The 24726-nt window shown below is 58.1% G+C and carries 24 protein-coding genes; 18 read left to right on the top strand and 6 right to left on the bottom strand.

Annotation, left to right across the window (positions count from 1 at the left end):
* Window positions 1–50 precede the first annotated feature (50 nt).
* Window positions 51–632, bottom strand: a complete 582-nt coding sequence (locus Q1M54_RS09870) for a helix-turn-helix domain-containing protein (RefSeq protein WP_300556758.1) — start codon at window positions 630–632, stop codon at window positions 51–53.
* A gap of 180 nt (window positions 633–812) precedes the next feature.
* On the opposite strand from Q1M54_RS09870, the gene Q1M54_RS09875 reads away from it, so the two are divergent.
* The gene (locus tag Q1M54_RS09875) at window positions 813–1643 is read left to right on the top strand and encodes a lysophospholipid acyltransferase family protein (RefSeq protein ID WP_300556761.1); all 831 of its coding nucleotides are present in this window, start codon (window positions 813–815) and stop codon (window positions 1641–1643) included.
* Entirely contained in the window at window positions 1643–2503 is an 861-nt protein-coding gene (locus Q1M54_RS09880) for a lipid A biosynthesis acyltransferase (RefSeq protein WP_300556763.1), read from the top strand. Before Q1M54_RS09875 ends, Q1M54_RS09880 begins: the two co-directional genes overlap by 1 nt.
* A 17-nt stretch (window positions 2504–2520) precedes the next feature.
* Here Q1M54_RS09880 and Q1M54_RS09885 read toward each other — a convergent pair whose 3' ends face one another.
* Entirely contained in the window at window positions 2521–3495 is a 975-nt protein-coding gene (locus Q1M54_RS09885; RefSeq protein ID WP_300556765.1) for an alpha/beta hydrolase, read from the bottom strand.
* Between the two features lie 62 nt (window positions 3496–3557).
* Window positions 3558–4229 (bottom strand): ribosome biogenesis GTP-binding protein YihA/YsxC, encoded by a 672-nt coding sequence (gene yihA / locus Q1M54_RS09890; RefSeq protein WP_300556842.1) that lies wholly within the window; start codon window positions 4227–4229, stop codon window positions 3558–3560.
* A gap of 195 nt (window positions 4230–4424) precedes the next feature.
* Here yihA and Q1M54_RS09895 point away from each other — a divergent pair, with 195 nt between their 5' ends.
* The 5 genes from Q1M54_RS09895 to Q1M54_RS09915 all read left to right on the top strand — a co-directional run bounded on the left by Q1M54_RS09895 (window position 4425) and on the right by Q1M54_RS09915 (window position 10508).
* On the top strand, window positions 4425–5057 hold the full coding sequence (locus Q1M54_RS09895; RefSeq protein WP_300556767.1) for a c-type cytochrome: 633 nt from the start codon (window positions 4425–4427) through the stop codon (window positions 5055–5057).
* Window positions 5058–5255: 198 nt separating this feature from the next.
* Window positions 5256–7382, top strand: coding sequence for a cytochrome c biogenesis protein ResB (locus Q1M54_RS09900; protein ID WP_300556769.1), 2127 nt, complete (start codon window positions 5256–5258; stop codon window positions 7380–7382).
* The gene (gene ccsB / locus Q1M54_RS09905) at window positions 7379–8689 is read left to right on the top strand and encodes a c-type cytochrome biogenesis protein CcsB (protein ID WP_300556771.1); all 1311 of its coding nucleotides are present in this window, start codon (window positions 7379–7381) and stop codon (window positions 8687–8689) included. Before Q1M54_RS09900 ends, ccsB begins: the two co-directional genes overlap by 4 nt.
* A 174-nt stretch (window positions 8690–8863) precedes the next feature.
* Complete coding sequence (gene msrP, locus Q1M54_RS09910) at window positions 8864–9859, top strand: protein-methionine-sulfoxide reductase catalytic subunit MsrP (protein ID WP_300556773.1); 996 nt, start codon at window positions 8864–8866, stop codon at window positions 9857–9859.
* A gap of 28 nt (window positions 9860–9887) precedes the next feature.
* Window positions 9888–10508, top strand: coding sequence for a protein-methionine-sulfoxide reductase heme-binding subunit MsrQ (locus tag Q1M54_RS09915; protein WP_300556774.1), 621 nt, complete (start codon window positions 9888–9890; stop codon window positions 10506–10508).
* Here the strand turns inward: Q1M54_RS09915 and lysA are convergent.
* Together lysA and Q1M54_RS09925 are read right to left on the bottom strand one after the other, a co-directional pair.
* Window positions 10505–11803 carry a diaminopimelate decarboxylase gene (gene lysA, locus Q1M54_RS09920; RefSeq protein ID WP_300556776.1) on the bottom strand — a complete coding sequence of 433 codons (1299 nt, stop codon included), beginning with the start codon at window positions 11801–11803 and terminating at the stop codon, window positions 10505–10507. The two genes, Q1M54_RS09915 and lysA, sit on opposite strands and share 4 nt — an antisense overlap.
* Entirely contained in the window at window positions 11800–12093 is a 294-nt protein-coding gene (locus tag Q1M54_RS09925; RefSeq protein ID WP_300556778.1) for a lipoprotein, read from the bottom strand. Before Q1M54_RS09925 ends, lysA begins: the two co-directional genes overlap by 4 nt.
* Window positions 12094–12105: 12 nt before the next feature.
* On the opposite strand from Q1M54_RS09925, the gene cyaY reads away from it, so the two are divergent.
* The gene (gene cyaY / locus Q1M54_RS09930) at window positions 12106–12435 is read left to right on the top strand and encodes an iron donor protein CyaY (protein WP_300556780.1); all 330 of its coding nucleotides are present in this window, start codon (window positions 12106–12108) and stop codon (window positions 12433–12435) included.
* Between the two features lie 22 nt (window positions 12436–12457).
* Here the strand turns inward: cyaY and Q1M54_RS09935 are convergent, their stop codons facing one another.
* Entirely contained in the window at window positions 12458–14848 is a 2391-nt protein-coding gene (locus tag Q1M54_RS09935; RefSeq protein ID WP_300556783.1) for a penicillin-binding protein 1A, read from the bottom strand.
* Between the two features lie 187 nt (window positions 14849–15035).
* Between Q1M54_RS09935 and Q1M54_RS09940 the strand changes: the two genes are divergently transcribed.
* From Q1M54_RS09940 to Q1M54_RS09985, 10 genes are all read left to right on the top strand, one after another.
* Complete coding sequence (locus tag Q1M54_RS09940) at window positions 15036–15785, top strand: hypothetical protein (protein ID WP_300556785.1); 750 nt, start codon at window positions 15036–15038, stop codon at window positions 15783–15785.
* The gene (locus tag Q1M54_RS09945; protein ID WP_300556787.1) at window positions 15782–16459 is read left to right on the top strand and encodes a hypothetical protein; all 678 of its coding nucleotides are present in this window, start codon (window positions 15782–15784) and stop codon (window positions 16457–16459) included. Before Q1M54_RS09940 ends, Q1M54_RS09945 begins: the two co-directional genes overlap by 4 nt.
* The gene (locus tag Q1M54_RS09950) at window positions 16456–17499 is read left to right on the top strand and encodes a hypothetical protein (RefSeq protein ID WP_300556789.1); all 1044 of its coding nucleotides are present in this window, start codon (window positions 16456–16458) and stop codon (window positions 17497–17499) included. Before Q1M54_RS09945 ends, Q1M54_RS09950 begins: the two co-directional genes overlap by 4 nt.
* Window positions 17496–18959 carry a type IV pilus secretin PilQ gene (pilQ, locus tag Q1M54_RS09955; protein WP_300556791.1) on the top strand — a complete coding sequence of 488 codons (1464 nt, stop codon included), beginning with the start codon at window positions 17496–17498 and terminating at the stop codon, window positions 18957–18959. The genes Q1M54_RS09950 and pilQ overlap by 4 nt, the downstream gene beginning before the upstream one ends.
* 132 nt (window positions 18960–19091) lie before the next feature.
* Window positions 19092–19679, top strand: coding sequence for a shikimate kinase (locus tag Q1M54_RS09960; RefSeq protein ID WP_300556793.1), 588 nt, complete (start codon window positions 19092–19094; stop codon window positions 19677–19679).
* A 38-nt stretch (window positions 19680–19717) separates the two neighbouring features.
* On the top strand, window positions 19718–20845 hold the full coding sequence (gene aroB / locus Q1M54_RS09965; RefSeq protein WP_300556795.1) for a 3-dehydroquinate synthase: 1128 nt from the start codon (window positions 19718–19720) through the stop codon (window positions 20843–20845).
* Complete coding sequence (locus Q1M54_RS09970) at window positions 20845–22032, top strand: deoxyguanosinetriphosphate triphosphohydrolase (protein WP_300556797.1); 1188 nt, start codon at window positions 20845–20847, stop codon at window positions 22030–22032. The genes aroB and Q1M54_RS09970 overlap by 1 nt, the downstream gene beginning before the upstream one ends.
* On the top strand, window positions 22029–23291 hold the full coding sequence (locus Q1M54_RS09975; RefSeq protein WP_300556799.1) for an MFS transporter: 1263 nt from the start codon (window positions 22029–22031) through the stop codon (window positions 23289–23291). The genes Q1M54_RS09970 and Q1M54_RS09975 overlap by 4 nt, the downstream gene beginning before the upstream one ends.
* On the top strand, window positions 23288–23842 hold the full coding sequence (locus Q1M54_RS09980; RefSeq protein ID WP_300556801.1) for a DUF1415 domain-containing protein: 555 nt from the start codon (window positions 23288–23290) through the stop codon (window positions 23840–23842). Before Q1M54_RS09975 ends, Q1M54_RS09980 begins: the two co-directional genes overlap by 4 nt.
* Entirely contained in the window at window positions 23839–24699 is an 861-nt protein-coding gene (locus Q1M54_RS09985) for an SAM-dependent methyltransferase (protein ID WP_300556803.1), read from the top strand. The genes Q1M54_RS09980 and Q1M54_RS09985 overlap by 4 nt, the downstream gene beginning before the upstream one ends.
* Window positions 24700–24726 lie beyond the last annotated feature (27 nt).

Consider the following 24726-nt stretch of genomic DNA (forward strand, 5'->3'; position numbering starts at 1 on the left):
GGGCTTTTTGGGGCGTTTCAAGACCCCGGTCGCAAACAAGTCGAGGGTTTCTAGTGGCAACGGATGGTTTCGGGCTGCTGTTGCTGCAGGCAGAGCAAGTAGCCGTCCACCAAATCGGTGCTGATGTCACCCGCAAAAAGGTGCAGGTTCTGGCTTTCGGTGAACAGGCTGTTGACGGGTAAATGTTCGCTGTTATACAGAATGATGTGCGTGTTTTGCATCCGGGCGTTGTGCAGATGCGCGGGGGAGGTGTGCAGCCAGGCCATGCGCGCGTCCACAAACAAAACCGCGAGTTCTGGGCCTATCTCCATCAAATCCAGTGGGTGGGTCATGACGGTAACGCAGGACCATGTGCTGAGATGGCTGAGGGCCGGTGTCATGTGTGCGCCGTCGTGCAGCACATAAATTTGTGCAACGGGGTGCGCAGGCACCAAGCCGATGGTGCTGACGCCCTGCTTTTGGCAATAGTCGTTCAGGGAGGTGGACAGAATGCGGCGGTGACCACCTTGGGTGACGAAGGCTTTAAAGACCCCGTTTTGGACCATGCGCTGTACGGTGCCCACCGACAGGCCGAGAACTTTGGCGGCTTGGCTCGTGCTGAAGTAATTTTGTGGATTTTGTGGTGTTTTCATGTGCTTGTTCCCAAGGTTGTGAGCTTCGTTGAAATTGGGTTTTTTGGCCTTTTTGAATCGTAGGCCAAGCCACGTTGGCAAGGTGCCTTGTTGAACCGGTAGTCGGGCAGAAGAAAACCGGTAAAGCGTTTGAGGCTGAGCGTTCAGGGCTTTGCGTGGGTTCAAGGCAAAATCTCCCCCATGTTGAGTTGGTTTCGTTTTTTTTCTCGTTGGCCTCTTTGGGCCTTGCATGCCCTTGGGGGTGTGGGCGGTTGGCTGGCCTGGATTTTTTCGGGAACTTACCGTCGCCGTTTTTTGGACAACGCCAAACAGGCAGGTCTTGACTGGCGAGCCGTATGGGGGGCTGTGGGGCAAGCGGGCCGCATGACAGCCGAGTTGCCGCGTTTGTGGCTCGGGCGCACGCCGCCTTTGGAGTGGGCCGATGACCGTGCTGCAGCTGAGGCTTATGCACAAGGGCAGGGGGTGTTGTTTTTGACGCCTCACATGGGTTGCTTTGAAATCACGGCGCAGGCTTTGGCGCTGAGATTTGGCGCCCAACACGGCCAATTGACGGTGCTGTACCGCCCTGCACGCTACGCGGCCTTGAATGAGGTGATGGCTTTGGCCCGCAATCGGCCGGGTTTGCAGGCCGTGCCCACCACCTTGGCTGGTGTGCGGCAGATGATCAAGGCTTTGCGGGCTGGCGAAGCGGTGGGCTTGTTGCCTGACCAGGTGCCACCTGAGGGCATGGGACAGTGGGCCCCTTACTTTGGCAAACAGGCCTACACCATGACCTTGGCTGCGAGGCTGGCTTTGCAAACCGGTGCCCATGTGGTGCTGATTTGGGGTGAGCGGTTGCCTTGGGGTCGTGGGTATCGGTTGCACACACGCACCTTGGGCCACGATTTGTCGTCCGATCTGAACACGGCGGTGGTGCAAATCAACCAAGCGATGGAGGGCATGGTGCTGGCCTGCCCACAACAGCATTTGTGGGGCTATGCCCGTTACAAGGCCCCGCGCCAGGATTCGTGATGCGTTGGGTCCCTCTTTTCATGCGCTTTTTGGCGATTTGGCCTTTGCCGCTTTTGCGGACTTTGGGGTGGTTGTTGGGCCATGTCTTGTTTGCCTTCGCCCATTCAAGACGGCACATTGTTCAGGTCAATTTGGGCTTGTGTTTCCCGCAACTCAGCGCAGCGCAGCGTGGGCACCTGGCCAGGCGTCATTTTGTGGTTTTGATGCAGTCATTGATAGATCGCTCATGGCTTTGGCATGGATCTGAGGAGGTGTTGCGCAGGCGCTTGTCGGTCAAGGGTGATGTCAGTCCTTTGCAGGGGGCCGAGCCCGTGGTGATGCTGGCCCCGCATTTTGTGGGCATGGACGCAGGCGGGACCGTATTGACCATGTTGCAGGGCGTGTCCATGGCCAGCATCTACACGCGGCAGCGCAACCCGATTCTGGACGAGTGGGTGCGGCAAGGGCGCAACCGGTCGGGGCGCATCAAGTTGTTTTTCAGGCAACAAGGGGTCAAGCAAATCGTGTCCGGTCTGCGAGAGGGCGACAAGTTGTACCTTTTGCCCGATATGGATTTTGGCCGTGAGGACTCGGTTTTCGTGCCTTTTTATGGCCTTCAAGCGGCCACGGTGCCGTCTTTGTCACGTTTTGCGCGTTTGGGGCGTGCCAGAGTGCTGATGGTGGCCACCCGGTTGACGCCGCAGGGGTATGGCTTGGAGGTGGGGCCTGTTTGGCCAGATTTCCCGACGGCGGATGCGCTGGCAGACACAGCCCAGATGAACCGGGCCTTGCAGGCAGTGATTGAAACCATGCCCGAGCAGTATTACTGGGTGCACAAGCGTTTCAAGACCCGGCCTGAGGGTGAGCCTGGCTTTTATTGAAGGGGCCTAGGGCTCACTCACGTTTTTAAAAAGGCAGAGATTTCCTCGATCACCCTTTGGGGCTGCTCATGCACCACCCAGTGGGTGGCGTTGGCAATGGGCACTGTTTTCAGATCGGCGATGTGTTCGTCCAAGCCTTCGGTCAGGCAGGGCAGCAGGGCCACATCGTCTTGAGCCCACAGGACCAGGGTAGGGACCTCGATGCGCAGCCCTTGGGGCGGGATTTGCACGGCGTTTGCCCCCGGGTCGGTAGGGGTTGCCGGACGCAGGGGCGACGCGCGGTAGTAATTCAGACCGCCTTGCAGGCCGTGCTGCCAAACTTGGCGGTATTGCGCTTTGACTGCGGGTGTCAGCCAGTCGGCTTGGCCAGCCATCGCTTGGGAGGTCAGCGATTGCAGCGAGGGGTCTTGGCCCGTTAAAAAACCAAACAGTCGTTCAAAGTCATTCGCCGTCAATTGGGCCGCTGCATCGGACTGGACCAAAAAGTTCATGTAAGTACTGGCCGTTTTTTGAGCTGGGTCGTTTTGCAACGCCTGCAAAAAGGGGCCGGGGTGGGGCGAGTTGACGATGACCAGTTTTTGCAGGAGCGCTGGGTGCTGGTTGGCGAGGCTCCAGGCCACGGCACCGCCCCAGTCGTGGGCGATCAAGGCGGCCAACGGCGCACGACCACCTTGGGTTTTGCATTCGGTGTCGATGAGCGCTGCGATGTCTTGGACCAAGTGCTTGGCGCGGTAGGCCTTGACGTCATCGGGGGCACTGGAGCGTTCGTAGCCCCGCAGGTTGGGGGCCACGCAGCGGTAGCCGCCGTTTTCAGGTTTTGAGAAATGCAGCAGCAAGGGGTCCCAGACCCAGGCGCCCTCTGGAAAGCCGTGCAAAAACAGCAGCACGGGGCGACCGGGTTCCCCACACGCCCGGCAACTCAAATCGATGCCATGGGGCAGGTTTTGTTGCCAGGTCTGGATCTCAGGCTGAGAGGGTGTAACTTGGGGCACAGCGGATCACTTTGGGTTGACCTGGTCGGTGGCGCGGGTCCGAGGTGCTTTGAAGCACGCGCTCATTCATCCACGGCCTCAGTTTCTTCTTCGGGTGGCTCGGCGGCTTGGGGTGCTGCCACAGCGCCATCGGCCGGGTGGGTCCAGTCCCACAGCAGTTGCGCCACTTCGTCTACGCCTTGTTTTTTCAAGGCGGAAAAGAGTTTGACTTCACCGCCGCCAGCTTGCAGCCGCGCAATCGACAAGGCCTTGGCTTGTTCAGCGCGGGTGAGTTTGTCGGCTTTGGTCAAGATGATCAGAAATTTCAGGCCCTCTTCGACGCGGGGGCGGATCACCTCCAGCAGGATGTCGTCCAGCTCGGTCAGTCCGTGGCGGGGGTCGCACATCATGACGATACCGGTCAGGTTGTCGCGGCTGACCAGGTAGTTGGCCATGACTTGCTGCCAGCGCAGCTTGTCCATCTTGGCCACGGCGGCATAGCCGTAGCCGGGCAGGTCGGCCAGCACCGCATCGGTGATGCCTTGCTTGCCCAGAGCAAACAGGTTGATGTGCTGGGTGCGGCCAGGCTTTTTCGAGGCAAAAGCCAGCTGCTTCTTTTGTGTCAGGGTGTTGATGCAGGTGGATTTGCCGGCGTTGGAGCGGCCTACAAAGGCGATTTCGGGGGTGTCCATCGCGGGCAAATGGTGCAATTGCGCGGCGGTGGTCAAAAAGCGGGCCGTGTGCATCCAGCCCATGGGCGTGACAGATGCGGGGTTATTGCGAACCACCGAAGTCGCGGCCGCATTGGCTTTGGGGACTTTTGCGGGCTTTGCTGGAACGCGAACTGGGGGGCGGGAGCTCATAAATCAGGGATACCTTGGGTCGTCAGGAAACTGACGCGGACCTCATTGTAGAATCCTTGGGTTTTGCGCCAACTCTTGGATCACGCCATGAAGTCGATTTCCTCTCTCTTGATCACCGCTCTGTCGGCCGCCTTGGTGGCCGGTTCTGCACTGGCCGCTGGCCCCGCCACCAAGGCCGCCAAGCCCGACCTGGCCAAAGGCGAAGCCATCTTCAGCCAAGCTTGTGTGGCATGCCACGCTGCCGATGGCAACTCCAGCACGCCATCCAACCCCAAGCTGGCCCAACAACACCCTGAATACCTGCTCAAGCAATTGCAAGAGTACAAATCGGGCAAGCGTGCCAATGCCGTCATGAGCGGCATGGTCGCAGCGCTCAGCGATGACGACATGCGCAACATCGCTTTTTGGTTGGCTTCCAAGCAGGCTAAGCCCGGTTTTGCCAGTGCCAAAGAGACCGTGGCTTGGGGTGAGCGCATTTACCGCGGCGGTATTCCAGACCGTCAAATTGCGGCTTGCGTGAGCTGCCATTCGCCCAATGGCGCTGGCATGCCTTCACAGTACCCGCGCCTCGCCGGTCAGCACGCAGAGTACACCGCTGCCCAGCTCACCCAGTTCCGCGAAGGTGTTCGCAAGAACAATTTGCAAATGACCCAAGTGGCCGCCAAGATGAACGACCGCGAAATCAAAGCGGTCTCTGACTACATCGCAGGTCTTCGCTGACCGCTTGTCAGCCGAGTTCCTGGGTTGCTGCAGTTTTGCCCTGCAGCCATCTGGGGGTTTTGTCCTGAAGGCCTTGAGCCTGCGGCACAATTAAGAATCGGCTGATATGACATGCACACAGGCCGGCTTTCCGGCCTTTGTTGTTTCCAACGCTCACCTCCTTGCCCCTTCTGGCGCGGCTCTTTTTTCAAACACCCCATGACGACTGTTGCTTCCAGCCCAGACTCCGAGCACGGCTCCTCCCGCAGGCAGGCCGTGATCGAGTTGCTGTCGTCCATGCGCTTTGCCATCTCTTTGCTGACGGTCATCTGTATCGCCTCGGTCATTGGCACAGTGCTCAAACAAAACGAGCCCACCAACAACTACATCAATCAATTTGGACCATTTTGGGCTGAATTGTTCGCCACCCTCAAACTCAACTCGGTTTACAGCGCTTGGTGGTTTTTGTTGATCCTGGCTTTTCTGGTCATCAGCACCAGTTTGTGCATTGCCCGCAATGCCCCCAAGATCTTGGTGGATCTTAAAAACTACAAAGAAAATATCCGCGAACAAAGCCTCAAGGCCTTCCACCACAAGGCCGAAGGCCATTTGAACGAAGCGCCTGAGCTTGCCGCCAAACGCCTGGGGGCCTTGCTGGCCACAGGGGGGTGGAAGGTCAAGCTGCAAGAGCGCGACACACCGGCAGGCAAGGGCTGGATGTTGGCGGCCAAAGCGGGTGCGGCCAACAAGATCGGTTACATCGCAGCGCACTCGGCCATCGTGTTGGTGTGTGTGGGCGGTTTGCTGGATGGCGACTTGATGGTGCGCGCCCAGATGTGGTTTGGCGGCAAGGAAATTTACAACGGTGGCGGCTTGATTGCCGATGTGCCTGCGCAGCACCGATTGTCCGAACGCAACCTGGCTTTCCGGGGCAATTTGCTGGTGGCCGAAGACACAGCCTCGGGAACGGCGATCTTGAGCCAATCCAATGGCATCTTGTTGCAAGAGTTACCCTTTGTGATCGAACTGAAAAAATTCATCGTCGAGTACTACTCGACTGGCATGCCCAAGCTGTTTGCCAGCGACATCATCATCCACGACAAGGCCACGGGTGAAAAACAAGAAGCCCGTGTCGAGGTGAACCATCCGGCCAGCTTCAAGGGCATCAATATTTACCAGTCCAGCTTTGACGACGGTGGCTCTCAGGTCACCTTGCAAGCGGTGCCCATGTCGGCCGCCACCAAGTCGTGTGAGGTGGAAGGCACGATTGGCGGCAGTACCGACCTGACCAATGGCAACGAAAAACTGAGCTTGGAGTTCACCGGCCTGCGCGTGATCAACGTGGAGAACATGTCGGGTGGCGAAGGCCCTCAAGGCACGGCGGTGGATGTGCGCAAGGTGGATCTGCGCAGCGCCATTGATGAGCGTTTGGGTGCGGGCAATAAAACCACCCAAACCAAAGAATTGCGCAATGTGGGCCCCAGTGTGAGTTACAAACTGCGCGATGGCGCTGGCCAAGCCCGCGAATACAACAATTACATGTTACCCGTGGACACGGGCGACGGTGTGCCCGTGTTCTTGTTGGGCATGCGCGAGACGCCCAGTGAGCCATTCCGTTACCTGCGTCCACCCGCCGATGAGAACAGCGAGTTGACCGGTTTCATCCGTTTGCGCGCCGCGCTTGATACGCCCGAGTTGCGCAACCGTGCAGTGCAGCGTTACGCCCGCAAGGCCGTTGACCCGCAGCGCCCTGAGTTAACGCAGCAGTTGGCCGATTCGGCTGCCCGTTCTTTGGGTTTGTTTGCCGGTTTGGAGCAGGTGCAGGGCAAACAGGTCTCTGGACTGCAGGCTTTGGCGGATTTTTTGGAGTCGAATGTGCCTGAGGCCGAACGAGCCCGTGCGGGCGAAATGTTTGTGCGCATTTTGAACGGTGCCTTGTTTGAGCTTGACGCGGTGGCCCGGGAGCAAGCCGGTGCCAAACCGATGCCTTCAGAGCAGGTGCAAGGCTTCATGACGCAGGCGGTGTTGGCGCTGTCAGATGCGCCGTTTTATGCTGCGCCCATGACGTTTTTGCTGAAAGATTTCAAGCAGGTGCAAGCCAGCGTGTTCCAGGTGGCCAGAGCGCCGGGCCAGTCCATCGTGTATTTAGGCTGTGCCCTTTTGATCTTGGGTATTTTTGCAATGCTGTATGTTCGTGATCGTCGCTTGTGGATCTGGCTATCGCCGCAAGGCGATGGTGCCCAAGCGAACATGGCTTTGTCCTCTAACCGCAAGACCATGGACGTGGACCGTGAATTTGACCAATTGACCGCCCGATTGTTGGGCCGCTCCGAGAAAACAACATGACCACTGTCACTTTGAATCCAGGCTACTTTTCTAGCCGTTCGGCACTGGACTGGGGCTTTGCTTTGCTGGCCTTGTTGGGTACCGTATTCGCCTTCAGCCGTTATCAACAAGCGATGGATGTTTACGAGCAAGCCATCTTGATCGGCAGCTTGCCTGCAGTGATTTGGTTGGCCTGGTTTTGGCGTCCTTTGCGCACCTTGATTTTGGTGGTGACGGGTTTGTCCTTGCTGGCGATCTACCTTTACCAAGGCGACCTGGCAAGGGCAGAGCAGGTGTTTTTGCTCAAGTACTTTTTGTCGAGCCAGTCGGCCATCCTGTGGATGAGCATGCTGTTTTTCATCAGCACTGTTTTTTATTGGGCGGGCATATTCATCCGGGGTCAGGCCGACGCGATGGAGTCCTTGGGCTCGCGCATGGCTTGGGTGGCGGTGGGCTTGGCCCTGATCGGTACCTTGGTGCGCTGGTACGAAAGCCACCAGTTAGGCCCAGACATCGGGCACATCCCGGTGAGCAACCTGTACGAAGTCTTCATCATGTTTTGCTGGATGACGACGGCCTTTTACCTGTACTACGAAGCGCAGTACAAAACCCGTGCTCTGGGCGCATTCGTCATGTTGGTGGTGAGTGCAGCCGTTGGCTTTTTGCTTTGGTACACCTTGGTGCGTGAAGCCCACGAGATTCAGCCCTTGGTGCCCGCCCTCAAGAGCTGGTGGATGAAATTGCACGTTCCGGCCAACTTCATTGGTTACGGCACATTTGCCTTGGCGGCCATGGTGGCTTTTGCTTACCTGATCAAACAACAAGCGACCGAGACCCGCTGGTACAAGCTGGCACCCCTGTGGTTGCTGGGCATTGTGCTGTGCTTTGAGCCGGTCGTATTCCGCCAATCGGCCAACGACCAGACCAGCAGCTACTGGATGGTTTACTTCGGCATATCCGCCTTCATCGTGGCGGGTATTTTGCTCGGCCGTCGACGCATTGCCGAGCGCTTGCCGTCCTTTGAAATCCTGGACGATGTGATGTACAAATCCATCGCTGTGGGCTTTGCCTTCTTCACCATCGCCACGGTGCTGGGCGCTTTGTGGGCGGCAGAGGCTTGGGGAGGTTATTGGAGTTGGGACCCGAAGGAGACCTGGGCCCTGATCGTTTGGTTGAACTACGCGGCCTGGTTGCACATGCGCCTCATGAAAGGCCTGCGCGGTACGGTGGCTGCTTGGTGGGCCTTGGTGGGCTTGGGCATCACGACCTTTGCTTTCTTGGGCGTGAACATGTTTTTGAGCGGCCTGCACAGCTACGGCACGCTCTGATTGACCATGGGGCATTCGCAGAGCCAATAGCATCAAGCGAAGCCCCGTTGGTTCAAATCTGCGCGTATTTGTCCTGAGCCACGAAGGGCAGATCCAATGATCTTTGAAATGACTGGTTTCTGCAGCTGACGGCCGAAAAGTTCACAATTGCTTCGTGACTTCAAAGGTTCAACCATGATTTTCTTATCTTCCCGCTCTGGTTTTCAGCACCCTGTCAACAGTGAAATCACGCCAGAAGCGGTGTACCTGCAACGCAGGGCGCTGATTCGTCAGGCTGCCACGGGCTCGGCAGGTTTGGCCTTGGCCGCATGGGGCGTGCGCGATGCACGGGCCCAGATGGTCAGGCCGGGGCAATTGCCACCCATGGCTTCTGTGCCCACCAAGCTGGCAGGTGGGGTGGTCATGGATAAATTGACGCCCTACAAGGATGCGACGACCTACAACAATTTTTACGAGTTTGGCACCGACAAAGCCGATCCGGCCAAACGGGCGCACACGCTCAAAACCGACCCCTGGAGCGTGGAGATTGAGGGTTTGGTCAAGAAGCCAGGCCGAGTGGATCTGGAGGACTTGATGAAGTGGGGTGCCATGGAAGAGCGCATCTACCGCCTGCGTTGTGTCGAAGGATGGTCGATGGTGATCCCGTGGATAGGCTACTCGCTGGCCGATTTGATTCGCCGTGTCGAGCCCCTGCCAGGCGCTAAGTACGTGGAATTTGTGACTTTGGCCGACCCGAAAACCATGCCCGGAGTGCGGGGTGGCGTGGTGGATTGGCCTTATTTGGAGGGGCTGCGCATGGACGAGGCCATGCACCCGTTGACCATGTTGGCGTTTGGCATGTACGGCGAAGTCATGCCTAAGCAAAACGGCGCACCCCTGCGTTTGGTGGTGCCATGGAAGTACGGCTTCAAGAGTGGCAAAAGTTTGGTCAAGATCCGCTTCACGGAAAAACAACCGGTGATTTCATGGGAAAAATCGGCACCTCAAGAGTACGGTTTTTACTCCAATGTGAACCCTCTCGTCGACCATCCGCGTTGGAGTCAAGCCACCGAGCGTCGCATTGGCGAAGACGGCTTGTTGGCCAAAAAACGCAAGACCCTGATGTTCAATGGTTACGAAACGCAAGTGGGTCAGTTGTACGCTGGCATGGACTTGAAAAAGTTTTTCTGATGTCGGTGACAGCCCGTGTTTTGAGGTCATGAGAGCGGCGCTGCGTCACCCCGCTGCTTGGTGGGTGATGTTGCTCATGGGTTTGATGCCCTTGGCGTGGTTGGTGTTGCTGACCCTGCAAGACCAATTGGGCCCCAACCCCGCAGAGGCCTTGATCCGGGCTACGGGCGACTGGACCATCCGAGGCTTGTGTGTCGTGCTGGCTGTGACCCCCGTGCGCATCTTGGCGGGTTGGCCCGAATTGGCCAAGTTTCGGCGCTTGTTGGGCCTGCTGGTGTTTTTCTACGCCAGCTTGCACATGCTGAGTTATGCCTGGTTTGACATGGGGTTTGAGTTGGCCGACACCTTACAAGACATCGTCAAGCGCCCCTTTATTTGGTTGGGCTTCAGTGGCTTCGTGATCTTGTTGGCACTGGCCGCGACTTCATTTAACAGCGCTATGCGCTGGCTGGGTGGCAAGCGTTGGCAGATGTTGCACCGGGGCGTCTATGCGGTCGCCGTGTTGGCGGTTTTGCACTTTTGGTGGATGCGTGCCGGCAAACAGGACTTTGATGAAGTGCTGCTGTATGCCGCTCTATTGGCGGGTTTGCTGGGCTGGCGGCTGTCCAGGTTGCTGATGAAGCCAAGACCGCCAACAAAAGGTGTTTAGACCAACTGCTCCAGCGCAAAGGTGTCAAATGCCGACTCGCGCTGGCGAATGAGGTGGGCGCGGGTGCCATCGACCAAAATTTCGGCCGCACGCCCCCGGGTGTTGTAGTTGCTGGCCATGCTCATGCAGTAAGCGCCTGCCGACAACACGGCCAGCGTGTCGCCGGCTTGCACCACCAGTTGCCGGTCACGTCCGATCCAATCGCCGCTTTCGCACACAGGGCCCACCACGTCGTACAGCACACTGTCCCCAGCATCAGCTCCCAATCGCGGTGTGACCGGCACGATTTGGTGAAACGCTTGGTACATGGCGGGGCGGGGCAGGTCGTTCATGGCGGCATCGACGATGCAAAAGTTCTTTTGCTCGCCAGGCTTGAGGTACATGACCTCGGTCAGGCACACACCTGCGTTGCCCACCAAGGAGCGGCCGGGCTCGATCATCAGCTGGCGCTGGCCGTAGCCGCGCGCATCGAGCTTGGCCAAGAGCTGTGCCCACAGCATATCGGCCTCGGGCGGTGTGTCGCCGTTGTAGTTGATCCCTAAGCCGCCACCAAAATCGATGTGGTGGATCGGAATGCCTGCGGCTTCGATTTCTGCCACCAGGTCAAGGACGCGGTCCATCGCGTCCAGATATGGCGTGGTTTCGGTGATTTGCGAGCCTATATGGCAGTCAATGCCTACCACATGAAGACCCGGCAAGCTGGCGGCATGGCGGTAGGCGCGCAGGGTGTCCTCGTGTGCTATGCCAAATTTGTTGCCTTTGAGACCAGTAGAGATGTAGGGGTGCGTTTTGGGGTCAACGTTCGGGTTGACGCGCAAGCTGACCGGTGCTTTTTTGCCGGCACTGACGGCCACTTGGCTCAGCACATCCAGCTCCGCTTCGCTTTCGACGTTGAAGCAGCCAATGCCGATTTGCAAAGCTTGTTTCATTTCGGCGCGGGTTTTGCCAACGCCAGAAAAAATCACTTTGGCCGGATCGCCCCCTGCAGCCAGGACGCGGGCCAATTCACCGCCCGAGACGATGTCAAAGCCGCAGCCGGCATCGGCAAAAACTTGCAGCACCGCCAGGCTGGAGTTGGCCTTCATGGCGTAGCAAATTTGCGCTTTGCGCCCTGCAAAGCCGCGCTGGTATGCACCCAGAGCCGACAACATGGCGGCTTTGGAGTACACAAACAAGGGCGTGCCGTACTCACTGGCCAAATCTGACAAGCGCACGCCTTCCACCATCAGCCCATCGTTTTGGTAGGCGATGTGCGGTTGTCCGGGCAAGGTTTTGAGGGCGACAGGGGCGTTCATCGTGTGACGGCATCAGAAGCCGAGGGTGAGATCAAAAAGAGGGTGTCGGGTGCAACGTGCGTAGCCGCACGCGACCCAGCCGATGGGGTGGACGTTTCGGGTGCTCGGCGGTGGGTTTGCGCCGAGGATGGGTCGTGCCAAGGGTTGAGCGACTGGGGCAGAGTGGCCCGATGGACAGAGGCGGGTGAATCAGGCGCGCGCAAAGGACCCTTTTGACCGCAGCCGCTCAAGACGGCCGCACTGCCAACAAGGACAAGCGTGGTGACTAAAATCTTCTTTACCTTCAACATGCATCGATTGTAATGACCGACCTTGAATTTTTGGACCAAGCTGAACGCCTGTTGGCGGGGATAGAAAACAGCTGCGATGCGCTGAACGACGATGCCGATGTGGACATTGACAACCAGCGCGTGGGGGGCATGGTCACCTTGACCTTTGCCAACCGCAGTCAAATCATCGTCAATTTGCAAAAGCCCTTGCATGAGGTGTGGCTGGCCGCACGTTGCGGTGGTTTTCACTACAAGTTTGACGGAGCGGCTTGGCAAGACACCAAGGGCCAAGGAGAGTTTTGGCAAAGCTTGTCGCGTTATGCATCAGAGCAATCTGGACAGCCGCTGCTTTTCAAGCCCTGACCACTGGGCAGTTCGGGTACCGTCATTGGCGGAACAGATCCAAAATCCGCCTTTTTTCGTCGACAGGCGGCATGCTGCCTGGCTTGGATCCCCCGCCTCCGGGCTCCATGCCCAAGCTGCTGACACCGGCCTCGCCAGTGAATTCGGTGTAGGCCCAGTCCCCGCCAGATTGAACCACGCCCTCTGGGGCTTGTAGGCTGGTCGATGGTTGGCTTAGCAAAGCCGTTTCCATGAATTTGATCCACACCGGCAAACTCAAGCCGCCGCCCGTTTCGCGGTCACCCAGTTTGCGAGGCGTGTCATAGCCGATCCAGACCACTGCCGCCAAGTTGGGGTGATAGCCTGCGAACCAGGCATCCATGGCGTCGTTGGTGGTGCCTGTTTTGCCATAGACATCTTGCCTTTTTAGCAACGATTGCGCTCGCGCTGCAGTGCCAGAACGTGTGACTTCTTGCAGCAAACTGTTCATTACAAAAGCATTGCGTTCGGGAATGGCACGTGGGGCGTCTGCGGCGGGTGCTTGGGGAGGGCTCTCCACCAAAACCCGATTTTTGTAATCGGTGATGCGGGTGATCAGGTGGGGCCGTACCAAGTAGCCTCCGTTGGCAAATACGGAATAGCCTGTGGCCATTTGCATGACAGTGACAGAGCCCGCTCCCAAGGCCATGGTGAGGTAGGGTGGGTGCTTGTCTTCGTCAAAACCGAATCGCGTGACCCATTCTTGGGCTGCGCGAGGCCCTACGGCTTGCAAAATGCGGATAGACACCATGTTTTTGGATTTGGCCAAACCAGTCCGCATGCTCATGGGCCCATCGAACTTGCCGTCGTAATTTTTGGGCTCCCAAGGTTGGCCTCCGGTCACGCCACCGTCAAAGAACAGGGGCGAGTCGTTGATTTGTGTGGCTGGACGAAGACCGGCTTCGAGCGAGGCGGAGTAAATAAACGGCTTGAAGCTCGAGCCCGGTTGGCGCCAAGCTTGGGTGACGTGATTGAACTTGTTTTTGGCAAAGTCAAAACCGCCGACCAAAGCCCGGATGGCCCCGGTCTGGGGTGTCATGGCGACAAAACCGCCTTCAACTTCGGGCAGCTGTGTGATTTCCCAGTTGCCATTGGCCGTTTGCACGATGCGAATCACGGCGCCTTTACGGATTTGCTTGGCCGATGGGGCTTTGTCAGACAAGCCAGATTGGGCAGGCATTAGGCCAGCGCCGGTGATGGTGATCTGCTCGCTGTTTTGGCGGACCACCACCACTTTGTTGGGCGAAGCTTGCAGCACCACAGCGGACATCACGTCACCATTGTCTGGGTGATCTTCGAGTGCGTCGTCAATGGCGTCTTCGGCCAGTTTGGGATCGTTGGGCAGTTGGATGAACTTTTCAGGACCACGGTAAACCTGTCGGCGCTCAAAGTCCATGAGACCTTGCCGAAGGGCTCTGTAAGCGGCCATTTGCTCCGCCGATTGCACCGTGGTGTACACATTGATGCCCCGTGTGTAAGTCTCTTCGCCGTATTGGGAAAAGACCATTTGCCGCACAGTTTCGGCCACAAATTCAGCATGTAAATTCTTTCTGTCGGCTGCAGACCTGAGGCGCAAGGGTTCGGCTTTGGCCAGCACGGCCTGTTTGGAGGTGATGTAGCCGTTTTCTTCCATGCGCTCGATGATGTAAAGCTGGCGTGAGCGGGCGCGTTTGGGGTTCACGATGGGGTTGAAGGCCGAGGGCGCTTTGGGCAAGCCTGCGAGCATGGCCGCTTCAGCGATGGTGATGTCCTTCAGCGCTTTGCCAAAGTAAGCCTCTGAAGCCGAGGCAAAACCATAAGACCTGTTGCCCAAGAAGATCTGGTTCATGTAGATCTCCAGAATCTGATCCTTGGTCAGCAAATGCTCTAGCTTGTAGGTCAACAAAATCTCATAGATTTTGCGGGTGTAGGTTTTCTCAGAAGAGAGGTAAACGTTGCGCGCCACCTGCATGGTGATGGTGGAAGCGCCTTGGCTTTTGAGCCGACCCATGTTGGCGATACCTGCCCGCAAAATGCCCAAGTAGTCTACGCCGCCATGTTGGTAAAAGCGGTTGTCTTCGATCGACAGCACAGCGTCCTTCATGACTTTGGGAATGTCTTTGATGGGGGTCAGGTTGCGGCGTTCCTCGCCAAACTCGCCCATCAACTGGCCATCGGCGGTGAACACCCGGAGCGGCAGTTTGGGTTTGTACTCGGCCAAGTCCGAGATATCGGGCAAGTTCGGATAGGCCATGACCATGGCCACGCCCACCACCATCAACAGACTCGCCAGACCAGCTGCCAGCAGACCGGCGGCCCATAAAACCATCTTGAAAATCAATGCGATCCAGCCCGAGGATGCATTGGCGCCTGAGGGCTGGTTTGTGGGCGTTGCTGGCTTGTCTTTGGAGGGCATAGGTGGTGTGCTGGAGGCAGACTGCAAAGTACAGGCGGCTTCACATTATAAAAAAGTACACGCCTCACATTGCCCGCTAGTTCAAATAAATGAGCTATATGGTTTTAAAAAAATAAGGACAAAAACCGTATTCATGTTACAAAACATGTCCGGACAGACTTTTGAAGATTTCTTAAAGGGGCAAGGCATGCAGTTTGCGTCATGGCTTTCGCAACGGCTGCGAACGCGAGCCGTCAAGCAAGCTTGGGGCTTGGCACCGGCGCAGAAGGGCTGGTTTTTGCTCGGCCTGGGCAAAGAGGCCTCGCCATGGATGGGTGTGCACACAGTTCAGTACCTCGCAGGCGATTTGGAAGATCAAAGTGTCTTGGGCGTATCCCATGGATTGCGTCAAAGTGGCGCCTCCCGCGGTGCGTTTCAGGGCCGCCATCGTGTCAATATGGGTTTGCCCATGGACCAAGTGGTGAGCGGTGTTTTGGCCATTCCAGTGGGCCTCGGTCCATCCGACCGTGAAGCCGAAGTCCAGTTGGAGGCTGCGCGGACATTGGACCTTGAGCCACAAGAAATCAGCTTTGATTGGCAAATGGACTTGTTGTCTGACGGTGTGTTGGACCAATTGCTATGGGTGGCATGCAATAAAGCTTCAATTGAACGCTTCAACCAATGCGTTCAACGTTCAGGTTGGCAGTTGGCCAGTGTGGAGCCTGTAGCGCAAGCAGCTCAAAGAGCCGCTTCTTGTTTGTGTGGCGGCCTGACTGTTTTGTTGACGCGTCCTGTGCAGGACTGGCAATTTGATCTTGCACGGCTGACAGACACCGAGGCAATGCCCACTGCCCGGGTCGGCCCTATGACCTTGGAGCAGTCTGTTCAAGAGGTGCTCCAAAGTCCGGCTGGCCCTCGCTTGGTGGCAGCTGGTTTGGCACTGAAAGCGTGGACATGAGTTTGTCCTGGAATCTGATGAACTACCCGGCGTTACATCAGCAGCGCCGAAGACGACACCGGGTCATCACCACGCTCGCCGGTTTGGCCATGGGGACCTTGTTGGCCGGAATAAGCTTGTTGGCCTTAGAGAAATCTGTGCACAGCTTGCGCTTGCAACAGACCCAGTTGCAAGCCCAGTGGCTGGCGTCCAGTCAGCAGCAGAAGTTGGCGCAGCAAAGGGTTGCTGAGCAAGACCGCCAACGCCAACAATCACAGCAGCTTCGGAAAATTTCACAACAGCACCATGCATGGATTGCGTTGAACCAAGTCTTGCTGGGCGAGGTTCAAGACGCGAAGTGGCGACTGACGCGTTTGCAACTGGGGTCCGGAAAACTGGAGCTTAGTGGTTGGAGCCGTGACTTTGATGCTTTGAAATCTTCACGGCATCGGTTGATGGCCCAACTGGAGGCGCACCGGCCCGAATCAGAGGCACCAGCAGCGGCCTCGAATGCAACGCCGAGTTCAACGCCAACCGATTGGGTTCGACAAACCAGCGTCAACATCCGAACAGGGCCAAACTTTGAAGGTCACTCAGAACCCTTGGGGCTGGATTTCGTCTGGGTCAGTCCATGGCCTGGCTTCAAGCCGATGGCAACGGACCTTCAAAGCGTGGCCAAAGGGGCTGTGCCATGAACCATCTGAGTTGGATGCGTGAAAAGTGGACGGCTTGGGATGTGGGTGGGGCCGATTGGGGTATTCGCGTGCAGGCGCAGTTTCGGTGGTGGGCGCGTCGTTGGGGCTTTGCGGTAGCAGCTTGTTTGTTGGCATGGGCATTGGGCGTTTGGTGGCACTCGCCAATTTGGTTGGCACGTGCACAGCTCAAAAGCGAGGTTGAGGCATTGCAATCCCAATTGATGGCAGCGCCTATCGCGCGTCCTCAAATTGCAGGTCCTGTGGCGTCGGATGAGATCCATCGTTTACCAACAACAGACCAACAAGAACGGCTTTGGACCCATTTGCAAAACAAGTTGGCCCAGCATGGGGTCAGGTTAATGGGCGTTCAGCCCGTCAATGACCTTGTGCTCGCTCCTTTGTCCAGTCAAGCCATGTCTTTCCGTCTTCAAGCCCGTTTTGAAAATTGGACAGGGGTGTGGGCGTCGCTGTTGAGCATGGGCCCCATCTGGTCGATGGATCGTTTACGGGTTGTACCCGGTGCCAACAAGGAGGGTGTGGACATCGAGGTGGTGTGGCGCCTTTGGTTCAAGCCTGGCGCGTCTGCAGACACTGAGCACGGTGTGTTTTTTGCTGTTGAATCATCCGATAGGCCCAAAGCCCTTCTTCAAAAAGAAGCCGTATCGATTTTTGATCTGCCTATTCAAATGGCTCCAAAGTTGAACCAAGAGGCTCGAGCGGGTGTTCTGCCACTGACTGGTGTGGTTGTGGGTGTGCCGTCCGAATCGGCAGTTGTTACAGATCCGCTGTCAAAACCACTGATTTTTTCGAACGAACCCGAGCGTTTGCCCATGCTGCCCATGCGCCTGATTGGTATTTGGCGTCAAGGCGCGCAAGCTGAAGCCGTGGTGGCCAACGCCACACATTGGTTTCGCATCCAAGAGGGTCGCCAGCTCAGCATAGAGGGGCACCGGGTCTGGCGCATTGGCCGAGATGACATGGAAGTGCGTGATGCAGTCGGTCGCATTCAATCTATAGCGATGGAGGTCAGGGCGCCATGAAATTCATAAATGCACGGTGTGGCCGTTGGGGTGTCTATGGGTCCTGGCTGCATGGGCTCTTGTGGATCAATGGCTGTGGTTTTTTGATGGCGCAAACGGCTGCGCCTCCTGTCGCCAGTGTGTCCTTTGTAGCACCCGCATCGGAGCCAGGTCCCCATTTACCCAAGGCCGATCAACCTATCAGTTTGAATTTTCAAGATGTGCCTCTCAAGACCTTGTTGCAGGTGTTTGCTGACTTTTCAGGCTTGAACCTGGTGGCTGCAGACGGGGTGGGCGGACAGGTCACGGTGCGCGTGTCCGATGTGCCGTGGCCTCAAGCCTTGAACATCGTTTTGCAGGCCAAAGGACTGGCTTACCGCCTGGATGGTCGGGTTTTGTGGGTGGCGCCTCAAGATGAATGGGCGACACGAGAAAGAAAGCAATTGGAGTCCCGTGCAGCCTTGGACGCAGTCAGTCCCTTGCAGATGCTGCCTGTTCGACTGAAGCATGCGCGTGCAGCTGATTTGGCCCAGCGCCTGCAGGGTGGAGCGCCTGGTGGATTGACCGGCACGGGTGGACGCATGTTGAGTTCTCGCGGCAGTGTGTTGTTTGATCCGCGCACCAACCAGTTGTTTGTGTCCGATGTGCCATCCCGCTTGGTGTCTGTAGATGCCCTGATACAGCGTTTGGATGTGCCCATTCGGCAGGTGATGATCGAGGCCCGCATCGTGGAAGCCGAGCGGCAATTTGGCGAATCTTTGGGGGTTCGCTTAGGGGCTGGTTTGGCCATGCCTTTGCAGGTCAGCGGCAGCAACAGCACCTTGGCTTTGGGCGCGAGCAATGCTGTGGTCGGTCCGGGGGTGGTCACAGGCAATCAGGTCAGGTTGCCTGCTGGCAATGCGGGTCAGACCCTCCAAACACCGTCCACTTTTGCAGTCTCATTGTTCAATGCGGCGGCAGACCGTTTCATCAATGTTGAAATCTCGGCTTTGGAAGCGGATGGGCGGGGCAAAGTGGTGTCACGCCCCCGGGTGGTGACGGCCGACCAGACCAAAGCCCTGATAGAGCAAGGCACCGAGTTGCCGTACCAGACGGCCTCGGCCAGTGGTGCCACCTCGATCACATTCCGCAAAGCCAATCTGAAGCTGGAGGTCACGCCACAAATCACCCCGGACGGCTCGGTGGTGCTGGATGTGGACGTCAACCGCGACAGCGTGGGTCAGATTACCCCGGCGGGCTTTGCCATCAACACCAAGCACGTGAAAACACAAGTCAGGGTGGAGGATGGAGGCACGGTGGTGTTGGGCGGTATTTACGAAGAGACCGATCGCGACAACGAGGCCAGGGTACCCGGTTTGGGCACGGTGCCTGGCCTGGGTTGGTTGTTCAAAAACCGTGACCGGACCCAGCGCAACAGTGAACTGTTGATTTTCCTGACACCCCGCGTCATGGCCGACGCCCCGGCAGTGGCCACACCTTGAAAGGCGATTGGCTGGCTGTGGTGTTTTGGTCGGTCGTGCTCAGACTTTCGGCAAAGGGTCGAATACACTTACTTAGACTTGTTGTACGCCTGCCTCCAACAGGCCGGTTATGTTTTTGGCCAGAGATTTCACGTGCGCATCATCTTTGTGGGCCTTCCGGGCTCGGGAAAAACCACCATCGGCAGGCAATTGGCCCGCCGTTTGGGGCTGCCTTTTGTGGATTCAGACCATGTGATCGAACACCGCTTGGGCTGTGCCATCCGTGAATTTTTTGCACGCGAGGGTGAAGACCGCTTTCGAGATGTGGAGCAACAGGTGTTGGACGACTTGAGCAGCACCCATCAAGGTGTGATCGCTACCGGTGGGGGCGCAGTTTTGCGCGAAGTCAACCGCCAGCATTTGCACGAACGAGGCCAGGTGATTTACCTTCGATCCACCCCCGAGGACGTGTTTCGCCGTGTGCGCCATGACAACGCCAGACCTTTGTTGCAGGTCGACGACCCTTTGAAGCGCTTGCGTGATTTGTACGCCACCCGAGATCCCTTGTACCGCCAGGTCGCGCATTTTGTCATTGAGACCGGGCGACCCTCGGTGGCCACCTTGGTCAACATGATCGTGATGCAGTTGGAGTTGGCCGGCCATTTGCCTGCCAATCTGCCCGTGTCTGAAGCTGCTCCCACCTCCGACCCCAACTTCAGACCCAGCTCCGGTCCTCGTTGAGCCAGCGCTGCGACCCAAAACCCCTACACTTGGGGGCTATGTCTGAGTCCAATTCTTCACTCCAAACCGCTCCCTTGCAAACAGTGGGCATCTCTCTGGCCGACCGCAGTTACGACATCCAGATTGGCCAAGGTCTGCTGAGCCGTCCCGAAACTTGGGCGGGTTTGCCCAAGGCCACAACGGCCATGATCGTGACCAATGACACGATTGCCCCTTTGTACGAAGCCGCTTTGCGCCATGCCATTTCGCCGCATTACAAGCAGGTGCACACCGTGGTGCTGCCCGATGGTGAAGCGCACAAAGACTGGCAAACCCTGAACCTGATTTTTGACGGTTTGCTGGGCCAAGGCTGCGACCGAAAAACGGTGTTGTTTGCTTTAGGCGGTGGCGTGATCGGTGACATGACCGGATTTGCTGCAGCCAGTTACATGCGCGGCGTGCCCTTTGTGCAGGTACCGACCACACTTTTGTCGCAGGTCGATTCGTCAGTGGGCGGCAAAACCGCCATCAACCACCCATTGGGAAAAAACATGATCGGTGCGTTTTACCAGCCGGTGCGCGTGGTCTGTGACTTGAGCACCTTGGCCACGTTGCCCCCGCGCGAGCTGAGCGCGGGCCTGGCCGAAGTCATCAAATACGGCCCGATCGCTGACATGGCGTTTTTGGATTGGATCGAGGCGAACATCGACGCTTTGATGGCGCAAGATCCAGCTGCACTGGCCCATGCCGTCAAACGCAGCTGTGAAATCAAAGCCTGGGTCGTGGGCCAAGACGAGCGCGAAGCCGGCCTGCGTGCCATCCTGAATTTTGGTCACACCTTCGGCCACGCCATTGAAGCCGGTCTGGGCTTTGGCGTCTGGCTGCATGGCGAAGCCGTGGGCTGCGGCATGGTCATGGCGGCAGAGCTCTCGCAACGGTTGGGGCACGTTGATGCCGCCTTTGTGGCGCGTTTGCGGGCCTTGATTGAGCGCGCAGGCTTGCCGGTGCGCGGTCCGGTCATTGACGCCGCCGACAACGCGGGCCATTACATCGAGCACATGCGCCTGGACAAAAAAGCCATCGGTGGCGACATTCAGTTTGTGGTCATCGACGGGCCTGGAAAGGCCAAGGTGTGCGGTGCGCCCGACGCCATGGTTCGCGAGGTGATCAACGCCTGTTGCGCCTGATGCCGATGCACACCGGGTCATTGGCTTTGTGGGAGCTAACAAGCGAGGGGCAGTCCCCCTTGTCGACCTTGGCTTGCGATCCGGCCCATAGCCGGGGCCGCAGAATTGCCGAACCCGCAGCACCCACACGCAATACTTTTCAACGCGATCGCGACCGCATCGTGCACTCCACCGCCTTTCGGCGATTGGTCTACAAGACGCAGGTTTTTCTGAACCATGAAGGCGATCTTTTTCGCACGCGGCTCACCCACTCATTGGAGGTCGCTCAGTTGGGCCGTTCTATTGCCCGGACCTTGGGCCTGAACGAAGATTTGGTCGAAGCCGTGGCACTGGCGCACGATCTGGGTCATACGCCTTTCGGTCATGCCGGGCAAGACACACTGAACGAATGCATGGCTGCACACGGCGGCTTTGAGCACAACCTGCAAAGCCTGCGCGTGGTAGACAAACTGGAAGAGCGCTACCCAGCATTCGATGGCCTGAATTTGAGTTTTGAAACTCGCGAGGGCGTGCTCAAACATTGCTCGCGTGCCAATGCTGAGCATCTGGAGCTGACTGAGCCGGGAGGGGTTGGGCGGCGTTTTATCGACCGCACCCAACCCAGCTTAGAGGCGCAGCTGTGCAACCTGGCCGACGCGATTGCCTACAACGCGCACGACATCGACGACGGTGTGCGCTCGGGGCTGATCAGCATCGAGCAACTGCTGCAAGTCGAACTGTTTGCGCACTACCACCAGCAAGCGATGGCTGAGCATCCGCGCTTGGCAGATAAGCCGCGCCGCTTGTTGTATGAATCCATCCGCCGCATGCTCAGCGACCAGGTGTATGACGTGATCGAGACCACTCGCCAGGCCGTTGCCAAGGCGGGTGTGGGTACGCTGGCCGAAGCCCGAATGGCAGGTCCTTTGGTGGCATTCAGTGCCGAGATGAAGACGCGCAGTGGCGAGCTCAAGAAATTTCTTTACGCGCAGTTGTACCGCCATCCGCAGGTCATGCAAACCACCGGTCAAGCGCAGCAGGTGGTGAGAGAGTTGTTCACGGCTTATGTGGCCAAACCTGCCGAAATGCCCCCGGATTTCGCCGCTGCCACCGATGGCCATCGCACCGTGGCCGATTACATTGCCGGCATGACCGACCGCTTTGCTCTGCGCGAACACGAACGCCTGACGGGGCGCAAGCTGCTGTGAGCCGTGAGTCCGCCAGCCGGCCCGCTTGGCTTGTGGTGCTGGCTGGCGGCGTGGCTGCTCTGCAAGTGGGCAAGTTGCCACCCGCTTTGCCTGTGCTGCAGGCCGAGTTGGGCCTGACACTGGTGCAGTCGGGTTTCCTGTTGTCCATCGTTCAATTGGCGGGCATGAGTTTGGCCGTGTTCATGGGCCTGTGGGCCGACGGCATGGGGCTCAGACGCAGCATGGTGCGCGGCTTGTGCCTGCTGGCGCTGGCCAGTGGCTTGGGCGCATTGGCCACTTCTGTGTCCACTTTGTTGGCGCTGCGGGCCATCGAAGGCCTGGGCTTTTTGCTGGTGGCTTTGCCTGCACCAGCCCTGATTCGACGGTTGGTGCCGCCTGCGCAACTGCCGGGCATGCTGGGTTTGTGGGGCACTTACATGCCCACCGGCACTGCGCTGGCTTTGCTGGTCGGGCCGCTGTTCATCCCGGTTTGGGGCTGGGGGGCTTGGTGGGGTCTGTTTTCTGCCGTATCGCTGGCGATGGCGGCGTGGCTGGTTCGCTGCGTGCCTGCCGATCCGCCATTGGTGCGGGCTGTTGAGTCACCTGATTCGTTATCAGCCCTTCACTTGGCAGACCCAATCTTGGTGCAAAGCCAAAGACTCAATGGTGCGTGGCAGCGTCTGCGCCAAACCTTGATTTCCCCCGGCCCTTGGTTGGTCGCCCTCACCTTTGGCATGTATTCGGGGCAATGGTTGTCGGTGGTGGGCTTCTTGCCGTCTATTTATGCTGCGGCTGGCTTGAGCGGTGCGCTGCTGGGCGTGCTGACTGCACTGGCGGCAGCTGCAAACATCTTGGGCAACATGGCGTCTGGCCGATTGCTGCAGCGCGGCTGGGCACCTCGCGCCACCCTGTGGCTGGGCTTTGGCGCCATGGCGCTGGGCAGCACCGTGGCCTTCGCACCCTTCACCGAAAACCTGCCTTGGTTGCGTTTTACCGGGGTGTTGTTGTTCTCGGGCATGGGCGGCCTGGTGCCGGGCACGCTCTTCAGTTTGGCGGTGCGCCTGGCCCCGGGCGAGCACCAAGTGGCCACTACGGTGGGCTGGGTGCAGCAGTTGTCTGCGCTCGGTCAATTCGTTGGGCCGCCAGTGATGGCCGCTGTGGCTTCGCGGGCCGGCGGTTGGCAACTCACGCCCCTGGTCACGGTGGGATGTTGTGCGATGGGGGCCGCGCTGGCTTGGCAGGCTGGGCGCTTGCTCTCGCAGGCACAATCTCGACCATGACCGATATGAGCACCCCCGAAATTGCCGACACCGTGCGCTGGCTCGAACGCGCCGTGATTGGCCTGAACCTTTGCCCCTTTGCCAAAGCCCCGCACGTCAAAGGCCAGATCCATTGCGTGTTGAGCGAGGCCAAAGGCCTGGAGGGTCTGCGCGACGAGCTGATCGAGCAGCTGCAGGCGCTGGCCTCCATGCCCGCCGAAGAGCGCGAGACCGTGCTCTTGATCGTGCCGCAGATGCTGCAAGATTTTCTGGAGTTCAATGACTTTCTGGACGAGGCCGATGCCGTGCTGGAAGAGCTCGACATGGAAGGCGTGTTCCAAGTGGCGAGTTTTCACCCGCAGTTCCAGTTCGCTGACACCGAGCCGGACGACATCGGCAATTTCACCAACCGCTCGCCTTATCCCACGCTGCACCTGCTGCGCGAGGAGAGCATCGACCGGGCGGTAGAGGCTTTTCCTGAAGCCGAGATGATTTACGAGACCAACATCGAGACGCTGGAAAAGCTGGGGGCTGCAGGTTGGAAAAAGCTGGATGTGGGTCCTAGCCCATGAAAAAGCGATCTGCCTTCGACAACGCCGAATCCGTGTTACCACCCGAAGTGCGCCCCGGACAGTCGGTCGAGTTGCTCAAACAACTGCACATCCTGACCCGCGAGGGCAAGCTCAACCAGGACTCACGGCGCAAGCTCAAGCAGGTCTACCACCTGTTCCAGTTCATCGAGAAGCTGCTGCTTGAATTGCCTGTCAGGCCCGAAGGCGCGACGCTGGCTGACCACGGTGCTGGCAAGTCGTATTTGGGCTTCATCATTTACGATCTGTTTTTCAAGCCCCTGGGTCAAGGCACGATTTACGGTATCGAGACCCGCAGTGAACTGGTGGCATCGTCTCAAGCCTTGGCCCAGCGGCTGGGCTTTGAACGCATGCAATTCCTTAATCTGAGCGTGGCCGAATCTGCGCAAAGCGATGCCTTGCCCGCGCAAATCGATGTGGTCACTGCGCTGCACGCCTGCGACACCGCCACCGACGACGCCATCGCCTTTGGCTTGCAAAAGAATGCCAAGTTCATGGTGCTGGTGCCCTGCTGCCAGGCCGAATTGGCCCGGGCGCTCAACCAGAACAAGGCGATCAACCTGCAGCGCACCCCCTTGGCCGAACTCTGGCGTCACCCGCTGCACACCCGCGAAGTGGGCAGCCAACTCACCAACGTGCTGCGCTGTCTGTACTTGGAATCCCAGGGCTACCAGGTGACCGTGACCGAACTGGTGGGCTGGGAACACAGCATGAAAAACGAGCTGATCCTGGCCAAATACACCGGCCAGAAAAAGCGCACGGCTGGCGAACGCCTGCAAGCTTTGCTGACCGAGTTTGGGGTGGCTGAACTGATGGACACACGCTATCCGCTGAATTAATTGGGGTCAGATCCCAATTAAACTGGT

Origin of the sequence: Limnohabitans sp. Rim8, assembly GCF_943326455.1 — a bacterium.
In the GTDB taxonomy this organism is placed as follows: domain Bacteria; phylum Pseudomonadota; class Gammaproteobacteria; order Burkholderiales; family Burkholderiaceae_C; genus Limnohabitans_A.

Bases quoted from the DNA above. Each gene is read 5' to 3' on its own strand.
- Q1M54_RS09870 (WP_300556758.1), bottom strand. From the start codon at position 632: ATGAAAACACCACAAAATCCACAAAATTACTTCAGCACGAGCCAAGCC.
- Q1M54_RS09875 (WP_300556761.1), top strand. From the start codon at position 813: ATGTTGAGTTGGTTTCGTTTTTTTTCTCGTTGGCCTCTTTGGGCCTTG.
- Q1M54_RS09880 (WP_300556763.1), top strand. From the start codon at position 1,643: ATGCGTTGGGTCCCTCTTTTCATGCGCTTTTTGGCGATTTGGCCTTTG.
- yihA (WP_300556842.1), bottom strand. From the start codon at position 4,229: ATGGGCTGGATGCACACGGCCCGCTTTTTGACCACCGCCGCGCAATTG.
- Q1M54_RS09895 (WP_300556767.1), top strand. From the start codon at position 4,425: ATGAAGTCGATTTCCTCTCTCTTGATCACCGCTCTGTCGGCCGCCTTG.
- Q1M54_RS09900 (WP_300556769.1), top strand. From the start codon at position 5,256: ATGACGACTGTTGCTTCCAGCCCAGACTCCGAGCACGGCTCCTCCCGC.
- ccsB (WP_300556771.1), top strand. From the start codon at position 7,379: ATGACCACTGTCACTTTGAATCCAGGCTACTTTTCTAGCCGTTCGGCA.
- msrP (WP_300556773.1), top strand. From the start codon at position 8,864: ATGATTTTCTTATCTTCCCGCTCTGGTTTTCAGCACCCTGTCAACAGT.
- Q1M54_RS09915 (WP_300556774.1), top strand. From the start codon at position 9,888: ATGAGAGCGGCGCTGCGTCACCCCGCTGCTTGGTGGGTGATGTTGCTC.
- lysA (WP_300556776.1), bottom strand. From the start codon at position 11,803: ATGAACGCCCCTGTCGCCCTCAAAACCTTGCCCGGACAACCGCACATC.
- Q1M54_RS09925 (WP_300556778.1), bottom strand. From the start codon at position 12,093: ATGTTGAAGGTAAAGAAGATTTTAGTCACCACGCTTGTCCTTGTTGGC.
- cyaY (WP_300556780.1), top strand. From the start codon at position 12,106: ATGACCGACCTTGAATTTTTGGACCAAGCTGAACGCCTGTTGGCGGGG.
- Q1M54_RS09935 (WP_300556783.1), bottom strand. From the start codon at position 14,848: ATGCCCTCCAAAGACAAGCCAGCAACGCCCACAAACCAGCCCTCAGGC.
- Q1M54_RS09940 (WP_300556785.1), top strand. From the start codon at position 15,036: ATGCAGTTTGCGTCATGGCTTTCGCAACGGCTGCGAACGCGAGCCGTC.
- Q1M54_RS09945 (WP_300556787.1), top strand. From the start codon at position 15,782: ATGAGTTTGTCCTGGAATCTGATGAACTACCCGGCGTTACATCAGCAG.
- Q1M54_RS09950 (WP_300556789.1), top strand. From the start codon at position 16,456: ATGAACCATCTGAGTTGGATGCGTGAAAAGTGGACGGCTTGGGATGTG.
- pilQ (WP_300556791.1), top strand. From the start codon at position 17,496: ATGAAATTCATAAATGCACGGTGTGGCCGTTGGGGTGTCTATGGGTCC.
- aroB (WP_300556795.1), top strand. From the start codon at position 19,718: ATGTCTGAGTCCAATTCTTCACTCCAAACCGCTCCCTTGCAAACAGTG.
- Q1M54_RS09970 (WP_300556797.1), top strand. From the start codon at position 20,845: ATGCCGATGCACACCGGGTCATTGGCTTTGTGGGAGCTAACAAGCGAG.
- Q1M54_RS09980 (WP_300556801.1), top strand. From the start codon at position 23,288: ATGACCGATATGAGCACCCCCGAAATTGCCGACACCGTGCGCTGGCTC.
- Q1M54_RS09985 (WP_300556803.1), top strand. From the start codon at position 23,839: ATGAAAAAGCGATCTGCCTTCGACAACGCCGAATCCGTGTTACCACCC.